Origin of the sequence: Pandoraea faecigallinarum (assembly GCF_001029105.3) — a bacterium.
GTDB lineage: Bacteria > Pseudomonadota > Gammaproteobacteria > Burkholderiales > Burkholderiaceae > Pandoraea > Pandoraea faecigallinarum.
In genome coordinates this window covers 3720073-3741930 of the sequence record NZ_CP011807.3, presented here as the reverse complement: position 1 = coordinate 3741930, position 21858 = coordinate 3720073, and the positions used below count along the sequence as shown (strand labels likewise).

At 64.2% G+C, this 21858-nt stretch carries 17 protein-coding genes and 2 tRNA genes; 9 read left to right on the top strand and 10 right to left on the bottom strand.

The window, feature by feature from the left end:
* Positions 1-82: 82 nt before the first annotated feature.
* A complete protein-coding gene (locus tag AB870_RS16340; RefSeq protein ID WP_237169962.1) occupies positions 83-2197 on the bottom strand; it encodes an AsmA family protein in 2115 nt (704 codons plus the stop codon).
* Here AB870_RS16340 and tcdA point away from each other — a divergent pair.
* A complete protein-coding gene (gene tcdA, locus AB870_RS16335; protein WP_047905521.1) occupies positions 2196-3032 on the top strand; it encodes a tRNA cyclic N6-threonylcarbamoyladenosine(37) synthase TcdA in 837 nt (278 codons plus the stop codon). The genes AB870_RS16340 and tcdA overlap by 2 nt on opposite strands.
* Before the next feature lie 259 nt (positions 3033-3291).
* Here the strand turns inward: tcdA and AB870_RS16330 are convergent, their stop codons facing one another.
* The gene (locus AB870_RS16330) at positions 3292-4944 is read right to left on the bottom strand and encodes an AMP-binding protein (protein WP_047905520.1); all 1653 of its coding nucleotides are present in this window, start codon (positions 4942-4944) and stop codon (positions 3292-3294) included.
* Positions 4945-5345: 401 nt separating this feature from the next.
* Here AB870_RS16330 and AB870_RS16325 point away from each other — a divergent pair.
* Together AB870_RS16325 and AB870_RS16320 are read left to right on the top strand one after the other, a co-directional pair.
* Positions 5346-5422 (top strand) — tRNA-Arg (locus AB870_RS16325).
* A 146-nt stretch (positions 5423-5568) separates the two neighbouring features.
* A tRNA-Arg gene (locus AB870_RS16320) sits at positions 5569-5645 on the top strand.
* A 52-nt stretch (positions 5646-5697) separates the two neighbouring features.
* Here AB870_RS16320 and AB870_RS16315 read toward each other — a convergent pair.
* The 3 genes from AB870_RS16315 to AB870_RS16305 form a co-directional block, all read right to left on the bottom strand.
* Positions 5698-7167 (bottom strand): efflux transporter outer membrane subunit, encoded by a 1470-nt coding sequence (locus AB870_RS16315; protein WP_047905519.1) that lies wholly within the window; start codon positions 7165-7167, stop codon positions 5698-5700.
* Positions 7168-7173: 6 nt separating this feature from the next.
* On the bottom strand, positions 7174-8736 hold the full coding sequence (locus tag AB870_RS16310; protein WP_047908302.1) for a DHA2 family efflux MFS transporter permease subunit: 1563 nt from the start codon (positions 8734-8736) through the stop codon (positions 7174-7176).
* A 76-nt stretch (positions 8737-8812) separates the two neighbouring features.
* Complete coding sequence (locus AB870_RS16305) at positions 8813-10018, bottom strand: HlyD family secretion protein (protein ID WP_053059412.1); 1206 nt, start codon at positions 10016-10018, stop codon at positions 8813-8815.
* Between the two features lie 102 nt (positions 10019-10120).
* Between AB870_RS16305 and AB870_RS16300 the strand changes: the two genes are divergently transcribed.
* A complete protein-coding gene (locus AB870_RS16300) occupies positions 10121-10888 on the top strand; it encodes a CerR family C-terminal domain-containing protein (protein ID WP_047905518.1) in 768 nt (255 codons plus the stop codon).
* Positions 10889-11064: 176 nt separating this feature from the next.
* On the opposite strand, the gene AB870_RS16295 is transcribed toward AB870_RS16300, so the two are convergent.
* Together AB870_RS16295 and AB870_RS16290 are read right to left on the bottom strand one after the other, a co-directional pair.
* Positions 11065-12534, bottom strand: coding sequence for an amino acid permease (locus AB870_RS16295; RefSeq protein ID WP_047905517.1), 1470 nt, complete (start codon positions 12532-12534; stop codon positions 11065-11067).
* Positions 12535-12744: 210 nt separating this feature from the next.
* Complete coding sequence (locus AB870_RS16290) at positions 12745-13833, bottom strand: porin (RefSeq protein ID WP_047905516.1); 1089 nt, start codon at positions 13831-13833, stop codon at positions 12745-12747.
* A 268-nt stretch (positions 13834-14101) separates the two neighbouring features.
* On the opposite strand from AB870_RS16290, the gene AB870_RS16285 reads away from it, so the two are divergent.
* The gene (locus AB870_RS16285; protein WP_044456604.1) at positions 14102-14575 is read left to right on the top strand and encodes an Lrp/AsnC family transcriptional regulator; all 474 of its coding nucleotides are present in this window, start codon (positions 14102-14104) and stop codon (positions 14573-14575) included.
* Positions 14576-14641: 66 nt separating this feature from the next.
* Positions 14642-15829 carry an alpha-hydroxy acid oxidase gene (locus tag AB870_RS16280; protein ID WP_047905515.1) on the top strand — a complete coding sequence of 396 codons (1188 nt, stop codon included), beginning with the start codon at positions 14642-14644 and terminating at the stop codon, positions 15827-15829.
* Positions 15830-15849: 20 nt separating this feature from the next.
* On the opposite strand, the gene AB870_RS16275 is transcribed toward AB870_RS16280, so the two are convergent.
* Positions 15850-16278 (bottom strand): hypothetical protein, encoded by a 429-nt coding sequence (locus AB870_RS16275; protein ID WP_047905514.1) that lies wholly within the window; start codon positions 16276-16278, stop codon positions 15850-15852.
* A 197-nt stretch (positions 16279-16475) separates the two neighbouring features.
* A complete protein-coding gene (locus AB870_RS16270) occupies positions 16476-17393 on the bottom strand; it encodes a LysR family transcriptional regulator (protein ID WP_047905513.1) in 918 nt (305 codons plus the stop codon).
* Positions 17394-17714: 321 nt separating this feature from the next.
* Between AB870_RS16270 and tcuC the strand changes: the two genes are divergently transcribed.
* The 3 genes from tcuC to AB870_RS16255 all read left to right on the top strand — a co-directional run bounded on the left by tcuC (position 17715) and on the right by AB870_RS16255 (position 21548).
* Positions 17715-19034: an MFS transporter gene (gene tcuC, locus AB870_RS16265; RefSeq protein WP_047905512.1), complete on the top strand. Its 1320-nt coding sequence runs from the start codon at positions 17715-17717 to the stop codon at positions 19032-19034.
* An 84-nt stretch (positions 19035-19118) separates the two neighbouring features.
* Positions 19119-19922 (top strand): substrate-binding domain-containing protein, encoded by an 804-nt coding sequence (locus AB870_RS16260; protein WP_084663783.1) that lies wholly within the window; start codon positions 19119-19121, stop codon positions 19920-19922.
* Positions 19923-20057: 135 nt separating this feature from the next.
* Positions 20058-21548, top strand: a complete 1491-nt coding sequence (locus AB870_RS16255) for an amidase (RefSeq protein ID WP_047908299.1) — start codon at positions 20058-20060, stop codon at positions 21546-21548.
* Between the two features lie 67 nt (positions 21549-21615).
* Here AB870_RS16255 and AB870_RS16250 read toward each other — a convergent pair whose 3' ends face one another.
* A complete protein-coding gene (locus AB870_RS16250) occupies positions 21616-21858 on the bottom strand; it encodes a DUF3820 family protein (RefSeq protein ID WP_047905511.1) in 243 nt (80 codons plus the stop codon).

Genomic DNA, 21858 nt, shown 5'->3' with positions numbered 1-21858 from the left:
CACCAAATCCATCACGCGGGCATGGGCATTGCTTTGCCCGTGGCATGCAACAGGTGACGTCGTTGCCGTGTGCGGCAAGGACTCAGGGCTTCTCACGAACACCCTCGACCCCGGCGGCTGCGGCGGGCTGACCGGCTCGTCCCTTGTTGCCGGTCCTATCCGCACTACCGGTCTTGTGCGCGTTGCCGTTGCCGGTGCCGTTGGCATCCGGTGCGGCCTTGACGTTGGCCGGGTTCCGGCTCGGCGGATGTTGCAGACTGGCCAGCAGTTCGCCGCACGGGCTGTCCTTGCCGGGACCGAGTTCGAGCAGCGGCACGAGCGCGGTGTACGGCGCGAGCACCCCGAGGGCGATCGCGCCGCCCGCGCGTGCGACCAGTGTCGGTACGTTCACGCCGACGTCCGGGTGCTTGAACGTACCGCGCACGTACAGCGGCGAGCGCAACGACAGCAGACCGAAGTGCTTCGGTTCGGGACGGATCGTCAGGTTGAAGTGCTCGCGCTTGAGGTCGACCTGACCCGTCACGCCGATGCTCGTGTCGTCGGTGTCGATGACGAAGGTACGCGTGTCCATGATGCCATCGCGCACCGCGAAGTCTGCCGCCGCGCAGCGCATCTCGACCTGCTTGTCGCCGAAGAGCTTGGTCAGCACGATGTTGCCCACGTTGAGTCCCATGTATTGCAGCAACAGCTTGCTCACCGAGCCACGGTCGATCAGCGTCTTGATCTCGCCGTTGGACGAACCGGCCAGCGCGGCAACCGAATTGCCGGTGGCTGTGAGCGCGGCGTCGCCGTTGACCTCGCCAACGCTGGTCTTCATCAGATCGACCTCGGGCAGCAGTTGCTTCATCTTCAGATGGCGCAACGAGACCTGCGAGTCGACCTTCATCGGTTCGGTCTGCCCGTTGAGCACGAGTGTCGAGGTGATGCGCCCACCCGCCACACCGAACTCCAGCGGACGCAGCGAGAGCACGCCGTTGTCCAGCACCAGGTGCGTGACGAGATTGTCGATCGGCAGGCTTTTGTCCCTGATGATCTTGCGGCCGGTGAACTGCACGTCCGCATCGATGGCGCGCCAACGGTCCGTCCTGAACGGGTCGACCGGCAATACCTTGTCGGACGGCGGCGCTTTCGGCTTGCCGGAGAGATCGCTGCCGCCGGACGGATTCTGCCCGCCGATGGCAGGGCCGAGATCGGCCAGCCGCAACTGATTCGACACGACGGCGCCTTGCAGGATGTTGCGCGGCTCGCGCTGACGAAACACGAGCGTGCCCGACAGATCGCTCTGGCCGACCCTGCCCTGGAAGCGCTCGTAACGCCAAACGCCCGCCGTATGCAGCAGATGGCCGTTGGTTTCGTATGAGGGCGTTTCCGGCAGCAACACGCCGGTGATCGGGTACAGGTCGGCCATCGTGGGGCCGGCCAGCCGCAGATGCATGTCGAGCGCCGAAAGCGTGGCCGGGTTCGTGAAGGTGCCCCTGGCGGCGATCTGTGTGCGGCCGATGCGCACGCTGGCGTCGAGCGGGTACGGTTCGCCGGCGTCTTCGAGCGAGAGCACGTCGCCACCGCGCGCCTTGCCGGTGACGGCTACTTTTCGGAACGTGCCTTTCAGAGTGACGCCGATGCCATACGGCGCCTGACCGTCGATGGTGGCGATGTTCGCCGTCAGGTCGAGTTGTTGCGGTACGAGGTTCGCGCGAATGACACCGTCTTCGAGAATCAGGCGCCCGATACGAAGTTTCCACGGGGAAGGCTTGCCGTCGCCCTTCGTGAATGTCCAGTTGTTCTGCCCGTCGGCCCGCTGTTCCACGACGACCTTCGGCGCGGAGAGGGCCACTTCGGGCAGGACCACGTGCTTGTCGAGCAGCGGCAACCATTCGAGCGAGAAGGTGAGGCGGCCGACCGAGATCATGTTCGGCTCCTGACTCCACGCGACGTTGCCTAACACGATATCATTCGCGATCAGGCGAGGCCGCGGCAGCCAGCGCCCCAGCCCCGGGGCCTGCGCATTCGGCGCCAGCCAGTGCAGCGAGAGGTCGCCCCGGATTTCGAAGGGGCGCCCAGTCGCGGTGCTCACTTCCCGGTTGATGAAGGGCCGGGCGTAGTTCCAGTCAAACCACGTGATGAACGCCGCGAATGCCAGCACGATGGCGACTATCGTGATCGCCAGCCATTTCAAGGACGTTACCCATCGCATCATGAACAGTACCCCGTCGATCGTTGTTGCTCCGGTGCCTGCCACGTCATCGGAGGTGGATTATGACGCGAACCGCCGTTTCGGCGGCCTCGCGCGTTTGTACGGCGACGCCGGCCTCGCGCGTCTGCGCGACGCGCACGTGGCCGTCATCGGTATCGGCGGCGTTGGCTCGTGGGTGGCCGAAGCGTTGGCGCGCAGCGCCGTGGGACGGCTTACCCTCATCGATCTCGATAACGTCGCCGAAAGCAATACCAATCGTCAGGTGCACGCACTCGATGGCAACTATGGCAAACCGAAAGTTGCCGCGATGGCCGAGCGTATCGTGGCCATCAATCCTGGTTGTCAGCTTACGCTCGTCGAGGACTTCGTAGAGCTTGAAAATCTCGACGCCATGTTGGGCGGCGGCTTCGACTGGGTGGTCGACGCCATCGACAGCGTACGGGTAAAGACGGCGCTCATCGCATGGTGTGTCGCGCATAAGCAGCGTCTGATCACCGTTGGCGGCGCGGGCGGTCAGATCGATCCGACACGGATTTGCATCGACGATCTCGCCCGCACCATCCAGGATCCGCTGCTTGCGAAAGTGCGTGCGCAATTACGCAAGCAACATGGTTTTGTCCGTGGCCCCAAAGCCAAGTTCAACGTGCCGGCCGTGTATTCGGATGAACCGTTGCAGTATCCGGAAGCGGCCTGCGCGCCGGGAGAAACGCCCGATGCCGCTGCGGGGCCACAGGGCCTGAACTGCGCCGGTTTCGGTTCGAGCATGTGTGTGACAGCGACGTTCGGCATGGCAGCCGCTGCTCACGTTTTGAAGCAGGTGACGAAGGTCGGACGTTGAGAGGGCACTGACGTGCCCGGGATTTTCCCAAGCCTGACGCGCGCCGTCTGTAACCAAAAGTTACCAACGGCCTGAGCGGCAAGCGGGCGTGGCGCGCGAGGGCGGCGGGGCGCCGCCCTGAAAGATCCCTCGATGTCCAAAGCAAAAACGGCCGTAAGGCCGTTTTTGAGGGGGCATGATTTCCTTGCGCAGCGTTTCGTCATGCCGGCCGAAACAACGCGAGAGCGACATCGCGTCGATGCGCGGACCTCACTCGCGCTCAGCGTAGCTCACGGCGCAGCACCTTGCCTACGGGCGTTTTTGGCAGTTCGGTGCGGAACTCGATGACATGCGGCACCTTGTAGTTCGTCAGATGCTGGCGACAGAAATCGATGATGGCCTGCTCGTTGAGATCCTGCGACTTCTTGACGATCACCGCCTTCACCGCTTCGCCGGTACGCTCGCTCGGCACACCGACCACCGCCGACTCCAGCACGCCCGGGCACATCGCCAGTACGCTCTCGACTTCGTTCGGATAAACGTTGAAACCGGACACGATGATCATGTCCTTCTTGCGGTCGGTGATGCGCACGTAGCCCTGATCGTCCATCGTGCCGATGTCACCGGTGCGCAGCCAGCCGTCCGGCGCGATGGTCCTGGCCGTTTCGTCGGGGCGATTCCAGTAGCCCTTCATGACCTGCGGGCCCCGCACGCAGATCTCGCCTTCCTGACCGAAGCCGAGCGCTTCGTTGGCATCGTTGCGGATACTGACTTCGGTCGACGAAATCGGCAGACCGATCGAACCGTTGAACTCGCTGCCCAGGGGATTGATACACACCGCGGGCGAGGTCTCCGTCAATCCATAGGCTTCGATCAACGGGTGCCCGGTCACCTTCTGCCAGCGCTCGGCCACCGCGCGCTGCACAGCGGCGCCGCCCCCCAACGCGCACTTGAGTTCGCTGAAATCGAGCTGGTCGAAGCCCGGCGTGTTGAGCAGCCCATTGAAGAGCGTGTTCACACCGGTCATGAACGTGAACTTCCACTTGCTCAACTCTTTCACGAAGCCCGGCATGTCGCGCGGATTGGTGATGAGCAGATTGAGCGCGCCGAGCTGGAGGAACACCAGGCAGTTCGCCGTCAGACAGAAGATGTGATAGAGCGGCAGGGCGGTGACGATGATCTCCTTGCCCTCTTCGAGACCCGAGCCGACCCATGCCCGCGCCTGCAGCATGTTGGCGATCATGTTCCGGTGCGTGAGCATCGCCCCCTTGGCAACACCGGTGGTGCCGCCGGTGTATTGCAGGAACGCGATGTCGTCATGACCGAGCTGCGCTTCCTGCAACGTCGAGCGTGCGCCGAGCGCCATGGCCGTGCGGAACGGCACGGCGTGCGCAATGCTCCACTCGGGGACCATCTTCTTCACGTGGCGCACGACATAGTTCACGATCCAGCGCTTGGGCGCGGGCACCAGATCCCCGATGGCCGTCGTAATGACGTGCCTGACCGGCGTATTCGGCAGCGCCTTTTGCAGCGTGGCGGCGAAGTTCTCGATCACGAGAATCGCTGCGCAGTCCGCGTCCTTCAACTGATGCTCGAGTTCGCCCGCCGTGTATAGCGGATTGACGTTGACGACGACCATCCCGGCGCGCAGGATGCCGAACACGGCAACGGGATATTGCAGCAGGTTCGGTGACATGATGGCCACACGCGAGCCGCGTTGCAAACCGGGCAGGCTCTGCAGATAGGCGGCAAAATCACGCGATTTGCGCTCGAGGTCGGCGAAGGTCAGCGTGACACCCAGATTGGTGAACGACGGACGATTCGCGAACTTCTGGCAGCTTTGCAGGAACAGATCGTTCAGCGAACGATACGTGTTGACGTCGATCTCGGCCGGCACGCCGGGCGGATAGCTCTTGAGCCAGACTTTTTCCATGAGCGCCTCCTTGAGTGTGGTTTTTATCGCATCGTGAGCGCCGGGGGAAGAACAGGGCGGTCCGATGCGTCGTTTCATCGCATGTCGTATGTGGGGGGCGGCGAGCGGGGCGTCTCCTTGCCCGATGCTGTCTCGCCTGCGCAGCGGGTGCGCCATTCGATGCGTTGCAAAAAGCCGTAGCATACCGTGCCGTATCCGGGCGGAGCACATGGAAAGCCCTGATTTGACGCGGGTTTGCGTGGAGTAATTGTTCTAGCGGCAAAGGCTTGCCAGCCGGGGCGATTCCGCGCTAATCCCGCATGGAAAGGCGGATGCGGCGGGCAAATCGGGGATATGGCAAAAGAATTGCAAAAAACACTTGCGTGGCTGGCGGCTTTCTTACATAATTCTGTTCTCACAGCGCGGCTGTAGCTCAGTTGGATAGAGTACTTGGCTACGAACCAAGGGGTCGTGGGTTCGAATCCTGCCAGCCGCGCCACCTATTTCGAGGGTCTCCTCACGGAGACCCTTAGTTTTTCGGGAGAGTCCTTCCTGTGGCGTACCAGGTGTCATGCACCGGTGGCGTTGATGAGAAGGTAGGCCGGCAGCAGCAGGATCGTCTGATCGGTATCTCGTGCAGTAAGTGCGGCTGTAGCTCAGTTGGATAGAGTACTTGGCTACGAACCAAGGGGTCGTGGGTTCGAATCCTGCCAGCCGCGCCAACTTAGTTGGCAAAAACGCTCCGGAGGCGCAAGCTTCTGGAGCGTTTTTCGTTTACCTCGCCGTTTCGACGGCAGGTTCGTCCGCCGACGCCGTTTGCCATCCCAGGCCTAGCGCCTTGTGCAGCGTCACGAACGACTTGAGCAGTTGTGCATCGCCCGCGATGCGGTCCTGCTCCGCGGAAAAGCGCGTACGTTCGGCGTCGAGCCAGTCGAGCGTGCTGGCCGTACCGGCGCGGTAGCGCTGACGCGTGAGTGTCGCGGCGCGCGATGCCGAGGCCTCCACGCTGCGCAAACGATAGACGTTCTCGCGCTGATGTCCGTAACGGGCGAGCGCCACGTCGGCGTCGCGCAGTGCTGTGAGCACCGCACTTTCGTATTTCGCCTGTGCCTGATCGCGACCCGCCCGGGCACCGTCCACACTCGCCTGCACGCGTCCGAAGTCGAGCACGTTCCATTGCAGGCGCGGCAACGTCATCCAACTGAAGTTGTCCTTGCGCACGAGGTGCCCGGGGTCCAGCGCCGAAAAGCCGAGCTCGCCCATGATCGACAGCTTGGGGAACCAGTTCGCCGTCTGCACGCCAATCTGCGCATTCTGCGAGGCCAGACGCCGCTCGGCCGCGCGGATGTCCGGGCGCGCCTGCAACAACGCCGACGGATCGCCGATGGCGACCTTCGCCGGCACGCTCGGCAACGTCTGCGGGGTCTTGAATCTGTCGTCGAGTGCGCCCGGCGTGCGGCCCGTGAGCAGCGCCAACTGATCGAGCGATTCGATCACGTCGGCCTCCAGCGGCAGCACGCGCGATTGCGTTTGCTCGACCTGCGTGTAAATTCGTTCGACGTCCAGTTCCGATGCCACGCCGCCCGCGCGACGCTGGCGCGTCAGTTCCAGCATCTCGCCCTCCAACTGCGCGGAGTCGCGTACCAGCGCGAGGCGTGCTTGCTGGTCGCGCAGTGCGACGTACGTCTGCGCAACTTCGGCCGCGAGTTGCACGTGAGCGTCGGCGAGGTCTTCCGACGCGGCGTCCGCCTCCGCGCCGGCTGCTTCCACGGCACGACGTGTCCCGCCGAACAAATCGATTTCCCAACTGGCGTCGAACCCGGCGATGTAGAGGTCGAGCGGTCCGCGCCCGCCACCGCCACCATTGCCGGTCAACGCACCGAGGTCCGGTGAGCGAGTCCGCAGGGTCGCGAGATCCACCGTCGCTTTCGGAAGCAGATCGGCCTGATGATTGCGCAGACTCGCGCGCGACTGACGCACTTTCGCCTGCGCCGCGCGAATATCGGGGCTATGCGCGATGGCATCGTCGATAAGCGCCGTGAGTTGCGGGTCGCCAAGCGCTGTCCACCAGTGTGCAACGCCAGGGGTATGGGCCTGCACGCCCGGCCCCGCGTGAGCGAAGGTCCCGCCGGTGCGCAGGGCGTCGCCGGCGACATCGGGCGCGCCACGATAGTCGGGGCCGACCGTGCAGCCGGCGACGAGAAAAGCGGCCGCGACGGCCATCGTTCTGAGATGAAAAGTCATGATCGATTAGTGCCCGCCAGCGCTGAAGCCGGCCGGCTGCTTGAGCATCAGGGCAAGCGGCACGCAAAGCAGCAGTGCGATACCCAGTGCGTAAAAAGTCTCGGAGAACGTGATCACGCTCGCCTGTCGCGCGATCTCGGCGGCAAGTTGCGCGGTGGCCTGCAATTGCGCGTGAACCATATCGCCCGACTGCGCGAAAAAGCCCGCGGCATTGGCCGACAGATGTTCCTGTCCCAAGGGATTGTTGGCGGTGAGCGATTCGCGCAGCACGGCGTCGTGATAGTCGGTGCGACGGTCGATCAGTGTGCCCAGCAGCGCAAGCCCGACGGAGCCGCCGAGATTGCGGCCCATGTTGTAGAGCCCCGCGGCGTCGCCCGCATCCTGCGCTTCGACGGCGGCCATCGATGCCTGATTGAGTGGCATCATCGCGAGCATCTGGCCGACACCGCGCAACAACTGCGAGATCGTGAAATCGTGCCCCACGCTCTGCGCCGTCAGATCGATATCGAGCATGCAACTGGCGAAGAAGCTGAGCAGCCCGAGAATCACGAGCAGACGAATGTCCACGCGGCTGATGAGCCGGGGCAGAAACGGCATCATCAGAAACGCCGGCAGTCCGGAGAGCAGCATGATGTTGCCCGACTGCTGCGCGTTGTAGCCCGCAATGGTGGCGAGGAACTGTGGCAACAGGTACGACACGCCGTAAAGCCCCGCGCCGACCGTGAACACGATATAGATCACGCTCGCGTAGTTCTTGTTGCCCAGCAGCGAGAGCTTGACGATGGGCTTCTCGGCGGTGAACTGGGCGACCAGCATCATGCCGATGCCGATGACGGACAGTACCGACAGCCAGACGATCATGTGCGAGTCGAACCAGCGCTCGCGCTGGCCTTCTTCGAGCACGACAGTGAGCGAACTCAATCCGATGGCAAGGCCCACGATGCCGAGCCAGTCGGCTTTGAAGAATGCCTGCACGTTGGCCGGTTCGCGCTTGAGTCCGAGCATGAGCAGCGCGACGATGGCCGCCGAGAGGGGCAGGTTCAGGAAGAAGCACCATCGCCAGTTGGCATTCTCCGTGAGCCAGCCGCCGACGACCGGGCCAAGGAGCGGGCCGAGCAGCACGATCAGCCCGAACATCGCCATGCCGATACCCATCTGGTGCCGTGGCAGACGTGTCCGAATGATCATCTGTGCCGTCGGGATCATGGCCCCGCCCGCAAAGCCCTGGCCGATGCGGCCAATGACCATTTCGGCCAGGCTGCCCGACGCGCCGCACATCATCGAAAACAGCGTGAAGAAAACGGCGTTGAGCATCAGAAAGCGTCGCAAACCGAGCACCCGCGTGAGCCACGCCGCGAGCGGAATCATGACGATTTCCGACATCAGATAGCCGGTCGAAATCCACGTACCTTCCGTACCCGACGCCCCGATCTGCCCCTGAATCTGCGGCAGTGCGGAGTTCGTAATCGAGATGTCGAGCGTGGCCAGCAATGCGCCGAGCGCACCGGCCGCCACGGCGATCCAGTCCGATGCCGACGCGTTTGCTTCTTTGGGCGCTGTGCGTGGCAGTGCCGGTCGCGCCGCAGGCGCCGGGGGCGTCGCCGTGCCGGGGGCGGCGTCGCCCGCGCCCGCACCCGTGCCTGGATTAGCCACGTTGCACTCCCGCGCCCGATGAGGCGGCATCGGCGCCCGACGCACCGGTGCCATGCGTGTCGACGTCGGCCGTCACCGAGAGGCCCGGCAGCAGCACGGCACGTAGCGAGTCCGGCGCTTCGAGGCGAATGCGCACGGGCACACGCTGCACGATCTTCGTGAAGTTGCCCGTCGCGTTCTGCGCGGGCAGCAGCGCAAACTGCGAGCCGGTACCCGGTGAGACCGAGTCGACCACGCCGTGGATCGGCTCGCCCGGCAAGGCGTCGACGTGAATCGTTACCGGTTGCCCGGGGCGCATGTGGCCGACCTGCGTTTCCTTGAAGTTGGCCGTCAGATAAATGTTCTGCACCGGCACGACCGTGAGCAGACGCGTGCCGGGCTGCGCGAACTGGCCGACGCGCACGGCACGGTCGCCGACGCGCCCGGCCAGCGTGCTCCTGACCACCGTGTCGGCGAGATCGAGTTCCGCCTTGCGCGCACTCGCCTGCGCCACCGCCAACTGGGCCTTGGCCTGTGCCAGCGCCGCAGTGAGGGTGCCGGTCCGGCGCTCGGTGGACTGAAGGTTCGCTTCATTGCTCTTGAGCGACGCCTGCGCGCGTGTGCTCGTGTTGCGCAGTTCGGCCAGACGCTCGTCCGTCTCGGCGCCTGTCGCCACGAGCGGCGCGTACCGCCTGACCTGACCGGCCGAATACGCCGCATTGGCGCGGGCGCTGTCGAATTCGGCGTGTGCCTGCGCGATGGTCGCGGCGTGCTGCGACAACTCGGCCTGCGCCCGCGCGACATCCGCTTCACGTGCCACGACGGTGGCGGTGGCTTCGTCGTAGGCGGCCTGATATTGACGCGCATCGAGCCTCACCAGTGGCTGCCCGACGCCGACCGTTTCGTTGTCGCGCACCAGCACTTCCGTGACGTAGCCGCCGACTTTCGGGGCGACGGTCATGCTGTCGGCTTGCAGATACGCGTCGTCGGTCGATTCGATGAAGCGGCCGACAAACCACCAGTGCGCTCCCCAGCCGAGCCCGACGACGACGCCAATGGCCAGCGCGCCAAGCAACATCGTCTTGCGGCGCGGATTGGCCGGCGGCGTTGTCTGGCCGGGCTTGCCGGCGCTTTCCTGTGCCCTGCCGACAGGGGCTTGCGCCGGATTCTCCACCGTCTGCGCCGCGTCGAGCGGTTTGACCTGTGCTGCCGTGGTCATGGGAATTTCCTCAAATTATTCCAGTTGGCAGAATTATTCCAGTTGATCGATTTATGTCAAGTGTTATATTTTTGACGAAAGTTTCTGCAAGCAAGGAGATACATGACAAGGACTTCACGTGCCGGGCGTGTTCGGAGCACCGCCGCGCGTCCGCGGCATGCGGTCGACACTGGCTATCAACGTGGCGAGGAAACGCGTGCTCGCATCGTTCTCGCGGCGATCAAGTGTTTTGGCGAATACGGATTTACCGGCGCGTCCACGCGCGACATCGCGAATGCGGCAGGCGTGAATGCGCCCGCGCTTCAGTATTACTTCGATAACAAGGAAGGGGTGTACAAGGCGTGCGTCGAATACATCCTGGAACTGGTGCTCGGGCAGATGGGCGAAGCCATCGACGTGGCCGAGCGTGTCGTGGCCGACCCGAACGCGACCGACAAGCAACTCATCGACGCCTTCTGCGAGCTTCAGAACCGCAAGGGCGGTTTCATGGAGAAGGGGCCCGAGATCGACGGCTGGCACATGTTCATGGCGCGCGAGCAGGCGGGGCTGGGTCCCGAAGCGGGGTTCAAGGTGTTTCACGAGCGCTTTTCCAGCCGTCTCGCGTCGGTCGGCGCCAACATCGTTACGCGGCTCGCGGGTGTCGATCCCGACGACGAAGCGATGCGCGTTCGCGCCGTATGCATCAGCACGCTGGGCATGGCGTTTCGCGTGATGCGCCGCTCCGTCGATTGTTCGATGGGATGGGGGACCGAGCCGAATCCGGAGCGCAACCGCATGGTGCGTGAGGCGGTGCTGGAGCAGACACGTTATCTGCTGGAGCGCACGGTCAAGGAACGCAAGGCGGCAAGCCGGTCAGCCGCGCCGCGGTAGAGCGCAAAAGCATCTGCATCGAAAATGGATGGGGCACCCGATGGTGAATATCGGGCGCCCCATTTTCATGCCCGTCTCATTTCGAGTTCGGTTCGGCGTCGTTTCGACCACGTTTGCGTCGACGACCGCCCACGCCCCCACGACCGCCGACGACCGCCTACGTCTGTTATGACTGCTTACGACTGCGTCATCGTGCGCCCTTGCGGCGCACCGTCGCGTTTGCGATACCACAGGAAGTAAATCAGCAGCACGGCGACGACGAACGGCACGCCGAAGATCATGGTCATGCGAAAGACGCCGGTGAAGAGCGTCGTGACCATGATAGCGGCCATGAGCCCCGCGCCGAGCAGCGTGAGCCACGGGAAGCCCCACATGCGAAAGGCAAGCGGTGCGCGGGACTCGCGCCGCCATGCACGACGGAAGAAGTAGTGCGTGACGAAGATCATCATCCAGGTGAGCATCGCACCGAACATCGAAATCGCCATCATGAACGTGAACGACGAGTCGGGGTACAGGAAGTTCACGAGCGTCGCGAGCGCAATGCCGAGCGTCGAGAGCAACAATGCGGCGAGCGGCACGCCGCGCCTGTTCACTTCGCCGAAGCGGGCGGGCGCGTACCCGGCGCGCGAGAGCGAGAACATCATGCGCGTGGTGATGTAGAGCTGGCTGTTCATTGACGAGAGCGCCGCAATCAGCACCACGAAGTTGATGACGCCCGCCGCGCCGGGAATGTTGATGGCCTGCATTACCTTCACGAACGGGCTTTCGTCCTGACCGGCGGCGGTCCACGGCACGATGGCGAGCATCAGCGCGAGCGTGAGCAGATAGAACAGCACGAGACGCACGACCGTCGAGCGGAAGGCCTGCGTTACGGCGCGCTCGGGATTCTCGGCTTCGCCCGCCGCCACGGCGATCATCTCGATGGACAGGTAGCTGAAGATCGAAATGATCACGGCAACCCACATGCCCCAGAGGCCCTTCGGGAAGAAGCCGCCATGCGCGGCGTAGTTCGCGAATCCGGCCGGGGCATGAGCGGCGTTTGCCACCGAGTTCGGCGCGACGAACACCACATAGGCACCGATCAGGATGAAGCCGACGATGGCGGTGATCTTGATGAGCGAGAAGCCGTATTCGATGGCACCGAACAGATTCACCGACATGGCGTTCACGAGCACCAGTGCCGCGGAAAAACCCGCGACCCAATACCATCCCGGCACTTGCGGGAACCAGTACTTCATGTAGACGGCGATGGCGCTGACCTCGGTGCCCACGGCGAGCACGATGCAGGACCAGTACGCGTGGCGCACCAGAAATCCCGCCCAAGGGCCGATGTAGTGTTCGGCATACGCACCGAACGAACCGGACGTCGGGTGCGCGACCGTCATCTCCGCGAGGCATCCCATGAGCATGAGTGCGATGAGCGCGCCGATGGCATACGAAACGAGCACGCTGGGACCGGCGAAGCCGATGGCGAAACCGCTGCCGAGAAACAGTCCCGTGCCTATCGCACCGCCGATGGCGATCATCGCCATCTGACTGGCGGTGAGCGAGCGTCGCAGGCCCTGTTCGCGCTTCGTAATGTGCGAAAAGTCGCGGGGCTTGCCTGATGAGGAGGAGGACTGAGGAGCCTGGGGAGTACGCGTCATGACACACCTCTTGGATACCGCTGCGCCGGTCCGGCGGCGCGCACGGCATCCGCATGAGTACTGCGTTGCTTGTCATTGCCCGATCGCGCTGCGTCCAAACGCAGGCACGAACGGGCCCCGCCGCCCCGGTCGAATCCGGGGCGGTTCATACGAACTGCAAAATGCCGAAGTCTTCCGGCAGGCAGGGCGCGAGCGAGTCGCGTCCGACGCTCAGAAGATGTGACGGATGCCGGTGGCCACGCCGACTTGCGTCGAATTACCCGGCAGCTCGACGCGCGCCGCGCCGCTGACCTTGTTGTAATCGACGGTGCCGTAAAGTTGCGTGCGTCTGGACAACGCGTACTCCGCGAGCAGCACGTAGGTGTAACGACGACCCGAACCGGCATCGCCGGCCTGGGCGTTGATGTTCTTGATGTCGTCGAAATAGGCTGCGCCGGTGATGGCGAGATTCGGCATGGCCTGAATGGTCGTGCCGAGATAGAACGTCATGTCCTTGCGCGGGTTGTCGTTCAGATTGCCCGTGGTGACCGGGTGCGCGGGGTCGTTGAGCGTGCCGTCGAGCCAGCCGCTGCGGTCGCGCCCGCCCATGTAACCGGCGAACACCTTGGCGATGGATACGCTGTAGATGCCACCCAGACCCCACATCTGCTGTACGCGCTTGGCGGCGTCGCGCGCTTGCTGGTACACGCCGGCGACCTGGAACGGGCCCATGGCGTACGCGGCCCGGGCGCCCCAGTAATTGCTGGCGGCCATCGTGCCGGCGGTATTGCCGAAGCCGTAGGTGGCGCCGACCGACAGGCCGCCGAAGGTGCCGGCGTAGCTCACGGCGTTGTCCACGCGGCCGCGCGTGATGTTGTACATCCAGGCATTGTTCGCGTAGTTGCCGATCGTCAGCGGGTCGAAGTCGCCGTAGACATTGAACCCTTCGGTCGCCTGACGGCCGATCTTGATCGTGCCGTACTGGTTTTGCAGGCCGACGAAGGCGTAGCGATCGAACAGGCGCGGACTGTTGGCGAGCGTGCCGTTCTGCGGGTTGATGCCCGACTCCAGCTGGAAGATCGCCTTCATGCCGCCGCCGAGGTCTTCCGAGCCCTTGAAGCCGAAGCGGCTGTTGGTCACGGCACCGTTGGCGACTTGCCAGAGGGCGTCGTTGTTGGCGTTGGCATTCGTTTGATAGCGCACGCTCTGATCGACGATCCCGTAAAGCGTGACGGAGCTTTGTGCTGCTGCCGTAGTGCTGAAGGCAAGGCCGCAGGCGGCCGAGAGAACGGCCAGACTGGCCGGAATTGCAGACTTCATGGGTCTCCTTGATGCGTCTTTTAGACGCTTTTATGGATGTTCTTTAAATCGATTCGCGGCTCCTTCCGATATAGGAGCTGACGAACTTTTTCGGCACGGCGACTGCAATATCTGAAACGGCTCCGACGAGGACGCCTTACCCATCCGGCCTCGGGCCGAGAGCTATCATATCAACGCAAAAATTGAATTTGCTTGCTATTTCTATCAAGCAACTGGCGGAGAATCGAAGGATCTGCCAGAATCCCGGGAAACTTGATGGATTCTGCCAATGAACCTCGACCTTGCCGATCTGCGCATCCTTCGCCATCTGGAACTCAATGGCCGCATCTCCAACCAGGAACTGGCCGACGCCGTTGGCCTGTCGCCGTCGGCATGCCTGCGCCGGGTGAAGCTGCTGGAGGATCGGGGAGTGATTTCCGGATACCGCTGCATCGTGGACGCACAGCATATCGGGCTGGAGTTCGAAGCGCTAGTCCAGATTACGTTGCGTCCGGATGTCGATCAGTGGCACGAAAAGTTTCTGGCCGCCGTACAGAACTGGCCCGAAGTGGTCACGGCGCGCATCGTCACCGGCTCGGCGAATTACATCCTGACGGTAAGAGCGCGTAACCTCGCGCATTACTCCGACTTCATCGTCAATGAGCTTTACCGCGCGCCAGCCGTCATGTCGATTCAATCGAACATTGTCCTCAAGACAATTAAGCATACGCAGTCGCTCGTCGACCTCGTAAAACAGAAATAAAAAATTCTAGAAGATATTAACTATTCTCGAATTGCGAGAATGCATTCTTAAAACAAGAGACGCAGCATGGCAGTGATCACCACTATCGAGGACTTGCGGGTTCTCGCACAACGGCGCGTACCGCGCATGTTCTACGAATATGTCGATTCCGGCTCATGGACAGAGTCGACGTATCGGGCGAACGCGGCGGATTTCGCCGGCATCGAGTTTCGTCAGCGCGTTGCCGTGAATATCGAGCATCGCAGCACGCGCACGACGATGCTGGGGCAGCCGGTGGCCATGCCGGTGGCGCTCGCACCCACGGGCATGACCGGTATGCAGCATGCGGACGGCGAAATTCTCGCGGCGCGCGCGGCCGAGGCGTTCGGCGTGCCGTTCACGCTGTCGACCGTGTCGATCTGCTCCATCGAGGACGTCGCGGCGCACACGAAGGCGCCGTTCTGGTTCCAGTTGTACGTCATGAAGGACCGTGACTTCATCGAGCGCCTGATCGATCGCGCGAAGGCTGCCGGGTGTTCGGCGTTGATGGTGACGATGGACCTGCAAATCAGCGGTCAGCGTCACAAGGACATCAAGAACGGTTTGTCCGCGCCGCCCAGGCTGACGCTGCCGAACATCGCCAACATGATGACCAAGCCGCGCTGGTGCCTGGGCATGCTCGGCACGCGCCGTCGCACGTTCGGCAACATCGTGGGGCATGCGAAGGGGGTGGACGACATCGGGTCGCTCGCGGCGTGGTCGGCGGCGCAGTTCGACCCGCGGTTATCGTGGGACGACGTTGAGTGGATCAAGAAGCGCTGGGGCGGCAAGTTGGTCATCAAGGGCGTGCTCGATCCGGAGGATGCGCGCGCGGCCCGCGACACGGGGGCCGACGCCATCGTGGTGAGCAACCATGGCGGGCGTCAGCTCGACGGCGCGATCTCGACGATTCGCGCGCTTCCGGACATCGTGGCGGCGCTCGGGCGTGACACCGAAGTCTGGCTCGACGGCGGGATTCGTTCCGGACAGGACGTCATCAAGGCGATGGCGCTGGGCGCGAAGGGCACGCTCATCGGCCGGCCCTTCCTGTACGGACTGGGCGCGATGGGCGAAGCGGGCGTGCGCCGGGCGCTGGAGGTGATCGCGAAGGAGATGGATGTCACGATGGCCCTCACGGGGCGCACCACCATCGACCGGCTCGATCCGTCGATGCTGATCCCGGGCAGCTACCCGACGGGCATCGGACCGTATCTCGCGCAGCCGGGCAACCCGTAACGTTTCCCGGCCGAAGCGACTCAATGATGATGCTTGCGGTGGCCGCGGCGCTTGCCGCGATAGTGATCGTCGTCGTACGAGCTGGAGCGCGACATGTTGCCGCCGAGCGCGGCACCTGCGCCGCCGCCCACCGCGGCGCCGATCAGGCCGCCCGAGCGGCCGCCCATGGCATTGCCTGCGGCCGTACCGGCCCCGCCGCCCAGCGCGCCGCCGATGATCGCGCCCGTGCGTTCGCGACGGTTGGACGTCATGGCACCGCCGGCGCCGCCGCCGACCGCGCCGCCCAGCACGGCGCCGGTGCTGCCGCCCAGCGCACCGCCGACGGCCGCGCCCGCGACACCCCCCAGTGCGCCGCCGAGGGCATTGTTCATATCACCGGCCGTCGCCGTCAGGGAAGTCGTTGCAGCCAGCGTGGCGATCGCCACCATCGGGAAAATTCGCTTGAACATGTGTCTTGAGTAAGATCGGATTGACGCGACGCAAGTATAAAGACGCCGCGTCATGCCGCCATCCACGCAATGTTTCGCTTCTCGTAAGACGGGTAACAAAGTGTTTCGGCACGTGCAATCACGGCGCGCCGACGATAAGTGCGCGTGCCGTATCGCCGGGCGTGTGAGAATCCGCTCCCGGCTCGCTGGCTCGCTGGCTACCCGGCTACCCGACGTCGAGACGTCGTCTTCATCTCGGCGACGAAGCGATACAACTGCGCGGCGGCGGGCGAGAGCGGACGTGCCTTGCTGCGGATCATGCCCACGCGCCGCGAAACCGCCGGTTCGACCAGCGGCACGCTCGTGAGTACCGGATGATCGCCGCCGGGCATCGCCATCGTCGGCACCGCCGCCACGCCCAAGCCGGCTTCCACCAGCCCGATCATGGTCGTGACGTGCTGCGTCTCACAAATGCTCGGTGGCCGCTGCGGCAGTCCGGTAAGCGCCTGATCGAGCAGCAGCCGGTTGCCCGAGACCTTCCCTACGGCGATGTAGTCGTATTCGTACAGTTCACGCCACGTCACGCGTTTCTTGCCCGCGAGCGGATGATCGCGACGACACGCCGCCACATAACGCTCCTGCAACAGCAACTTGAATTCGATGTTCGGTTCCTGACTCCCGATGAAGTTCAGCCCGAAGTCAGCATCGCCGTTCACCACGGCAGCCAGCACCTCGTTGGCGCTCGCATCGAGCACCGAGATCCGGATGCGCGGGAACGCCTTGTGATACCGCGAGATCACCTCCGGCATGAAGTAATAGGCGGCAGACGGCACGCAGGCGATCGTCACATGCCCGAGGCTCGACGAGGCCACGTCGCGAATGCCGAGCAACGCGTTGTCCAGGTCGTCGAGAATGCGCTCGGCGTCGCGCGCAAACGCTCGTCCGACGTTGGTCAGCGCCACGCGCCGTGTACTGCGCTCGAAGAGTTTGACGCCCAGCGCGTCTTCCAGCTTGTCGATACGGCGCGACAACGCGGGCTGGGAAATGTGGATCGATTCGGCTGCGCGGCGAAAGCTCGAAAGCTGGGCAACGGCGCGAAAGGCCTGTAAATCGTTCAGGTCGAAATTGATCGCCATGGCGTGGAAAGGACAAATGCCGGACAGGCGCCGATGAGGCCCGGAAAACCCTTGCCGGCAAGGGAACGCCGAGCGATTGCGGCGGGGTGTCGCAGTGTAGCCTGTTACCGCTCGGTTGGTGCATTAGCATCCTACGATTGATAGCGTGTGCGCATCAATCGTTCCAAAACTTGCAATTCACAAGCGTGGAACTTCCGGCGCAACATTGGCGGCTTCAAAATGCGTCCATGACGGCTCGACACGTCCCCGGCGAAGGCGCAAGTGCGACGACGACTATTGGCGGTCCTGCCTCCGGGGCCGCACGCAACACGGAGACAGCGCATGTCACAGCGCCCCCAAGAAGACGCGGTTTCGCGTCGCCCCTCGAAAGCTGGCGCGGTGCTTCGCGTCACGGCTGGCAACTTCCTCGAGCAGTTCGATTTCTTCCTGTTCGGCTTCTACGCAACGCAGATTTCCCGGGTCTTTTTCCCGACGGACAGCGAGTTTGCGTCGCTCATGCTGACCTTCGCCGTCTTCGGCGCAGGCTTCCTGATGCGCCCGCTCGGCGCCATCGTCCTGGGCGCGTACATCGATAACGTCGGCCGCCGTAAAGGGCTGGTGACCACGCTGGCCATCATGGCGAGCGGCACGATCCTCATCGCGTTCGTTCCCGGTTACGAAACCATCGGTCTGGCGGCTCCGGCACTGGTGCTGCTCGGGCGTCTGCTGCAAGGCTTCTCGGCCGGTGCCGAGCTTGGCGGCGTGTCCGTGTATCTGGCGGAAATCGCCACGCCGGGACGCAAAGGCTTCTACACGAGCTGGCAGTCGGCCAGCCAGCAGGTTGCCATCGTGGTCTCGGCAGCGCTCGGCTTCGTGCTGTCGCTCACGCTCACTGCGCAGCAGATCGCTTCGTGGGGTTGGCGGGTGCCGTTCCTCGTCGGTTGCATGATCGTGCCGGTGATCTTCGCGCTGCGCCGCTCGTTGCAGGAGAGCGACGAGTTCAAGCAACGCAAGCGTCATCCGTCGGTGAAGGAAGTGTTTCGTTCGATGGCCGCCAATCTCGGCGTCGTGATCGGCGGGACCATGCTCGTGGCGCTGACCACCACGGCGTTCTATCTGATTACGGTTTATGCCCCGACCTTCGGCAAGAGCGTGCTGCACCTGTCGAGCGCCGACGCCTTGCTCGTCACACTGTGCGTGGGCGTGTCGAATTTCATCTGGCTGCCCGTTGGCGGTTCGCTGTCGGACCGCATCGGCCGCCGCGCCGTGTTGCTGCTGTTCGCGGGGCTCACGCTCGTGACGGCCTATCCGGTGCTGTCGTTCCTCGTGCAGGCGCCGAGCTTCACGCGCATGCTCGTCGCGCTCCTGTGGCTCTCGTTCCTGTATGGCATGTACAACGGCGCGATGATCCCGGCACTGACCGAAGTCATGCCGCCCGACGTTCGTGTGGCCGGTTTCTCGCTCGCCTATAGCCTGGCGACCGCGATCTTCGGTGGCTTCACGCCTGCGCTGTCGACCTTTCTGATCCATGCGACGGGCGACAAGGCAGCGCCGGGCTACTGGATGAGCTTCGCGGCGTTGTGCGCCATCTGCGCGACGCTCGCGCTGTACCGTGGCCGCCGTGGCGGACAGGGCAATCGCGCCGGACTGGCGGCGGGCTGAAGCGGTACGCCGGGACCGGCACGGACTCGCGCCAACCCATGCCACTCCGCATGAATCGACAATAACGACGAGAGAGACAACACCATGAAGGCTATTTCGATGCGACGTCTGCGTGGCGCGCTGAATGTGTTGGGCGCAGGCATCGCCGTGACGGCGCTGCTCGGCGCCGCCCCCGCCCGTGCGGAAGATTTGCGCGTGATGAACTCCGGCGGGTTCACCGCCGCGTACAAGCTGTTGCTGCCGAAGTTCGAAGCGGCCAGCGGCGACCATGTCGACACGGCGTGGGGCCCCTCGATGGGCAAGGCGCCCGAGGCGATTCCCAACCGTCTGGCGCGCGGCGAGTCGGCCGATGTCGTCATCATGGTCGGCTATGCACTCGACGATCTCATCAAGGCGGGCAAGGTGCGCGCGGATTCGCGTGTCGATCTGGCCGATTCGCGCATCGGCGTCGTCGTGAAGGCAGGCGAGCCGGTGCCGGACGTCAGCACCCCGGACAAACTCAGGGCGGCGCTGCTCGCTGCGAAGTCGGTGGCCTATTCGGACAGCGCGAGCGGCGTGTACGTCGAGCGCGAACTGTTCGCCAGGCTGGGGATTGCCGAACAGATGCGAGGCAAGGCGGTGATGGTGCAGAAGACGCCGGTGGCCGAGAAGGTCGCCGCGGGCGACTACGCGCTGGGTTTGCAGCAAGTGAGCGAACTGCTGCCGGTCAAGGGCGTCGCCTTCGCGGGCAAGATTCCCGAGTCGCTGCAATCGGTCACGCGTTTTGCCGGTGGCGTGCCCGTGACGGCGTCGCATCCCGAGGCCGGGAAGAAGCTGCTGACGTACATGGCCGCGCCTGCCGTGGCCGGGGACGTGGCGTCGACCGGGCTCGATCCGCTGGCTCATTGAGTTTCGCCCGATCCGCAGATCCGCAACGATCTGGCGATTCGGCATCGGCATCGGCATCGGCATCGCGCGCAGGTTTGAGGGACAATGTCAGGCGTTCGCATCGCACCGCTCGATGCCACCGCCAAGGAGACAGACATGGCCGCAGCGCCAACAGGGCAGGCTTCCTCGCCTTCGCAGCATTCGCTGAACGACATCGTCGCGCTCGACGCGCTCGCGTTGTCCGAGTCCATCCGCGAGCGCCGCGTATCGTGCCGCGAGGTGATGCAGGCATATCTCGGACACATCGCGCAATACAACCCGGCTGTGAACGCCATCGTGTCGCTACGCGATGCCGGCGTGCTGCTGGCCGAAGCCGACGCGCGCGACCGGCAACTGGCGAACGGCGAATACCTGGGCTGGATGCACGGCATGCCGCACGCCGTGAAGGACATCGCGTCCTGCGCCGGATTGCCCACGCGCAAGGGCTCGCCGCTGACCTCCGCGGCGCCTGACACGCAGGACAGCATCAGCGTGTCGCGCATTCGTGCGGCCGGGGCGATCTTCATCGGCAAGACGAACGTTTCCGAGTTCGGGCTGGGCTCGCACAGCTACAACCCCGTATTCGGCACCACCCGCAACGCCTACGACACTACGCGCATCGCCGGTGGCAGCAGCGGCGGCGCGGGCAGCGCACTGGCCATGCGTCTGTTACCCGTGGCCGACGGAAGCGACTTCATGGGCTCGCTGCGCAACCCCGCGGCGTTCGGCAACGTCTACGGCTTCCGGCCGTCGCAAGGCCGTGTGCCGTACGGTCCCGCACCGGAACTCTTCGTGCAGCAAATGAGCACCGAGGGGCCGATGGGGCGCACCGTCGCGGACGTCGCGCAACTGCTCGTCACTCAGGCGGGCTATGACAAGCGCAGTCCGCTGTCGATGGCGAGCGATGCATCGCACTTCGTCGGTGCGCTGCAACGCGGCATGAAGGGCGTGAAACTCGGCTGGCTCGGTGACTACGGCGGTCATCTGCCGATGGAAGACGGCGTGATGGCGCTTTGCGAGGCGTCGCTCAAGGATTTCGCCGCGTTGGGGTGCGAGGTCGAAGCCTGCGCGCCCGACTTTGCCCCGGACAGGCTTTGGCAAACGTGGCTCACGTTGCGTCACTGGATGGTGAACGGCTCGCTCGGTGAGATGTATGCCGATCCCGCCCGGCGCGAGAAGCTCAAACCGGAAGCGCGATGGGAAGTGGAAGGCGGCGAAACGCTGCGTGCGGCCGACGTGTTTCGCGCGTCGATCGACCGCAGCGAATGGTACCGGTCGCTGGCGCGTCTGTTCGAGCGTTACGACTTCCTGCTGCTGCCGTCGGCTCAGGTGTTCCCGTTCGATGCCGAGATGCACTGGCCTTCCGAGGTCGCGGGCAAGCCAATGGACACCTATCACCGCTGGATGGAGGTCGTGATCGGGCCGACGCTCGCAGGCTTGCCCGCGATCAGCGTGCCGGTCGGGTTCGACGCGCGCGGGCTGCCGATGGGCCTGCAAATTATCGGACCGGCGCAGGCCGATCTCGCGGTGCTGCAACTCGCGCATGCGCATGAGCAGCAGACACAGTGGGTGCGGCGTCGATTGCCGCCGATGCTGGCGGGGCGCTGACACGTCGCCGACATGCCGCTGACATGCCGCTCGGCCCCGAGCTGCACCCAACCGCGCAGGCAACGTCCTATCTCGTACGTGACGCCTGCGCGCGTGCCCGCAGCGGCTTGAGCAGTTCGCCGAGCGCGTTATGGTCGATTTCGTGCATCAGCGCGAGCAGACGGCCGATCTCGGTGGGGGGAAAGCCTTCGCGGGCGAACCAGCTGAGGTAGTTTCCCGGCAGGTCGGCGATCATGGTGCCCTTGTGCTTGCCATAGGGCATGGGCGTGGTTACGAGGCGCATCAGCGCGTCGGCATCGAAATTAAGCAT

Excerpts from the sequence above, each read along its gene's own strand:
- tcdA (WP_047905521.1), top strand. The coding sequence starts at position 2,196 with ATGAACAGTACCCCGTCGATCGTTGTTGCTCCGGTGCCTGCCACGTCA.
- AB870_RS16340 (WP_237169962.1), bottom strand. The coding sequence starts at position 2,197 with ATGATGCGATGGGTAACGTCCTTGAAATGGCTGGCGATCACGATAGTC.
- AB870_RS16330 (WP_047905520.1), bottom strand. The coding sequence starts at position 4,944 with ATGGAAAAAGTCTGGCTCAAGAGCTATCCGCCCGGCGTGCCGGCCGAG.
- AB870_RS16315 (WP_047905519.1), bottom strand. The coding sequence starts at position 7,167 with ATGACTTTTCATCTCAGAACGATGGCCGTCGCGGCCGCTTTTCTCGTC.
- AB870_RS16305 (WP_053059412.1), bottom strand. The coding sequence starts at position 10,018 with ATGACCACGGCAGCACAGGTCAAACCGCTCGACGCGGCGCAGACGGTG.
- AB870_RS16300 (WP_047905518.1), top strand. The coding sequence starts at position 10,121 with ATGACAAGGACTTCACGTGCCGGGCGTGTTCGGAGCACCGCCGCGCGT.
- AB870_RS16295 (WP_047905517.1), bottom strand. The coding sequence starts at position 12,534 with ATGACGCGTACTCCCCAGGCTCCTCAGTCCTCCTCCTCATCAGGCAAG.
- AB870_RS16290 (WP_047905516.1), bottom strand. The coding sequence starts at position 13,833 with ATGAAGTCTGCAATTCCGGCCAGTCTGGCCGTTCTCTCGGCCGCCTGC.
- AB870_RS16285 (WP_044456604.1), top strand. The coding sequence starts at position 14,102 with ATGAACCTCGACCTTGCCGATCTGCGCATCCTTCGCCATCTGGAACTC.
- AB870_RS16280 (WP_047905515.1), top strand. The coding sequence starts at position 14,642 with ATGGCAGTGATCACCACTATCGAGGACTTGCGGGTTCTCGCACAACGG.
- AB870_RS16275 (WP_047905514.1), bottom strand. The coding sequence starts at position 16,278 with ATGTTCAAGCGAATTTTCCCGATGGTGGCGATCGCCACGCTGGCTGCA.
- AB870_RS16270 (WP_047905513.1), bottom strand. The coding sequence starts at position 17,393 with ATGGCGATCAATTTCGACCTGAACGATTTACAGGCCTTTCGCGCCGTT.
- tcuC (WP_047905512.1), top strand. The coding sequence starts at position 17,715 with ATGTCACAGCGCCCCCAAGAAGACGCGGTTTCGCGTCGCCCCTCGAAA.
- AB870_RS16260 (WP_084663783.1), top strand. The coding sequence starts at position 19,119 with ATGAAGGCTATTTCGATGCGACGTCTGCGTGGCGCGCTGAATGTGTTG.
- AB870_RS16255 (WP_047908299.1), top strand. The coding sequence starts at position 20,058 with ATGGCCGCAGCGCCAACAGGGCAGGCTTCCTCGCCTTCGCAGCATTCG.
- AB870_RS16250 (WP_047905511.1), bottom strand. The coding sequence starts at position 21,858 with ATGCTTAATTTCGATGCCGACGCGCTGATGCGCCTCGTAACCACGCCC.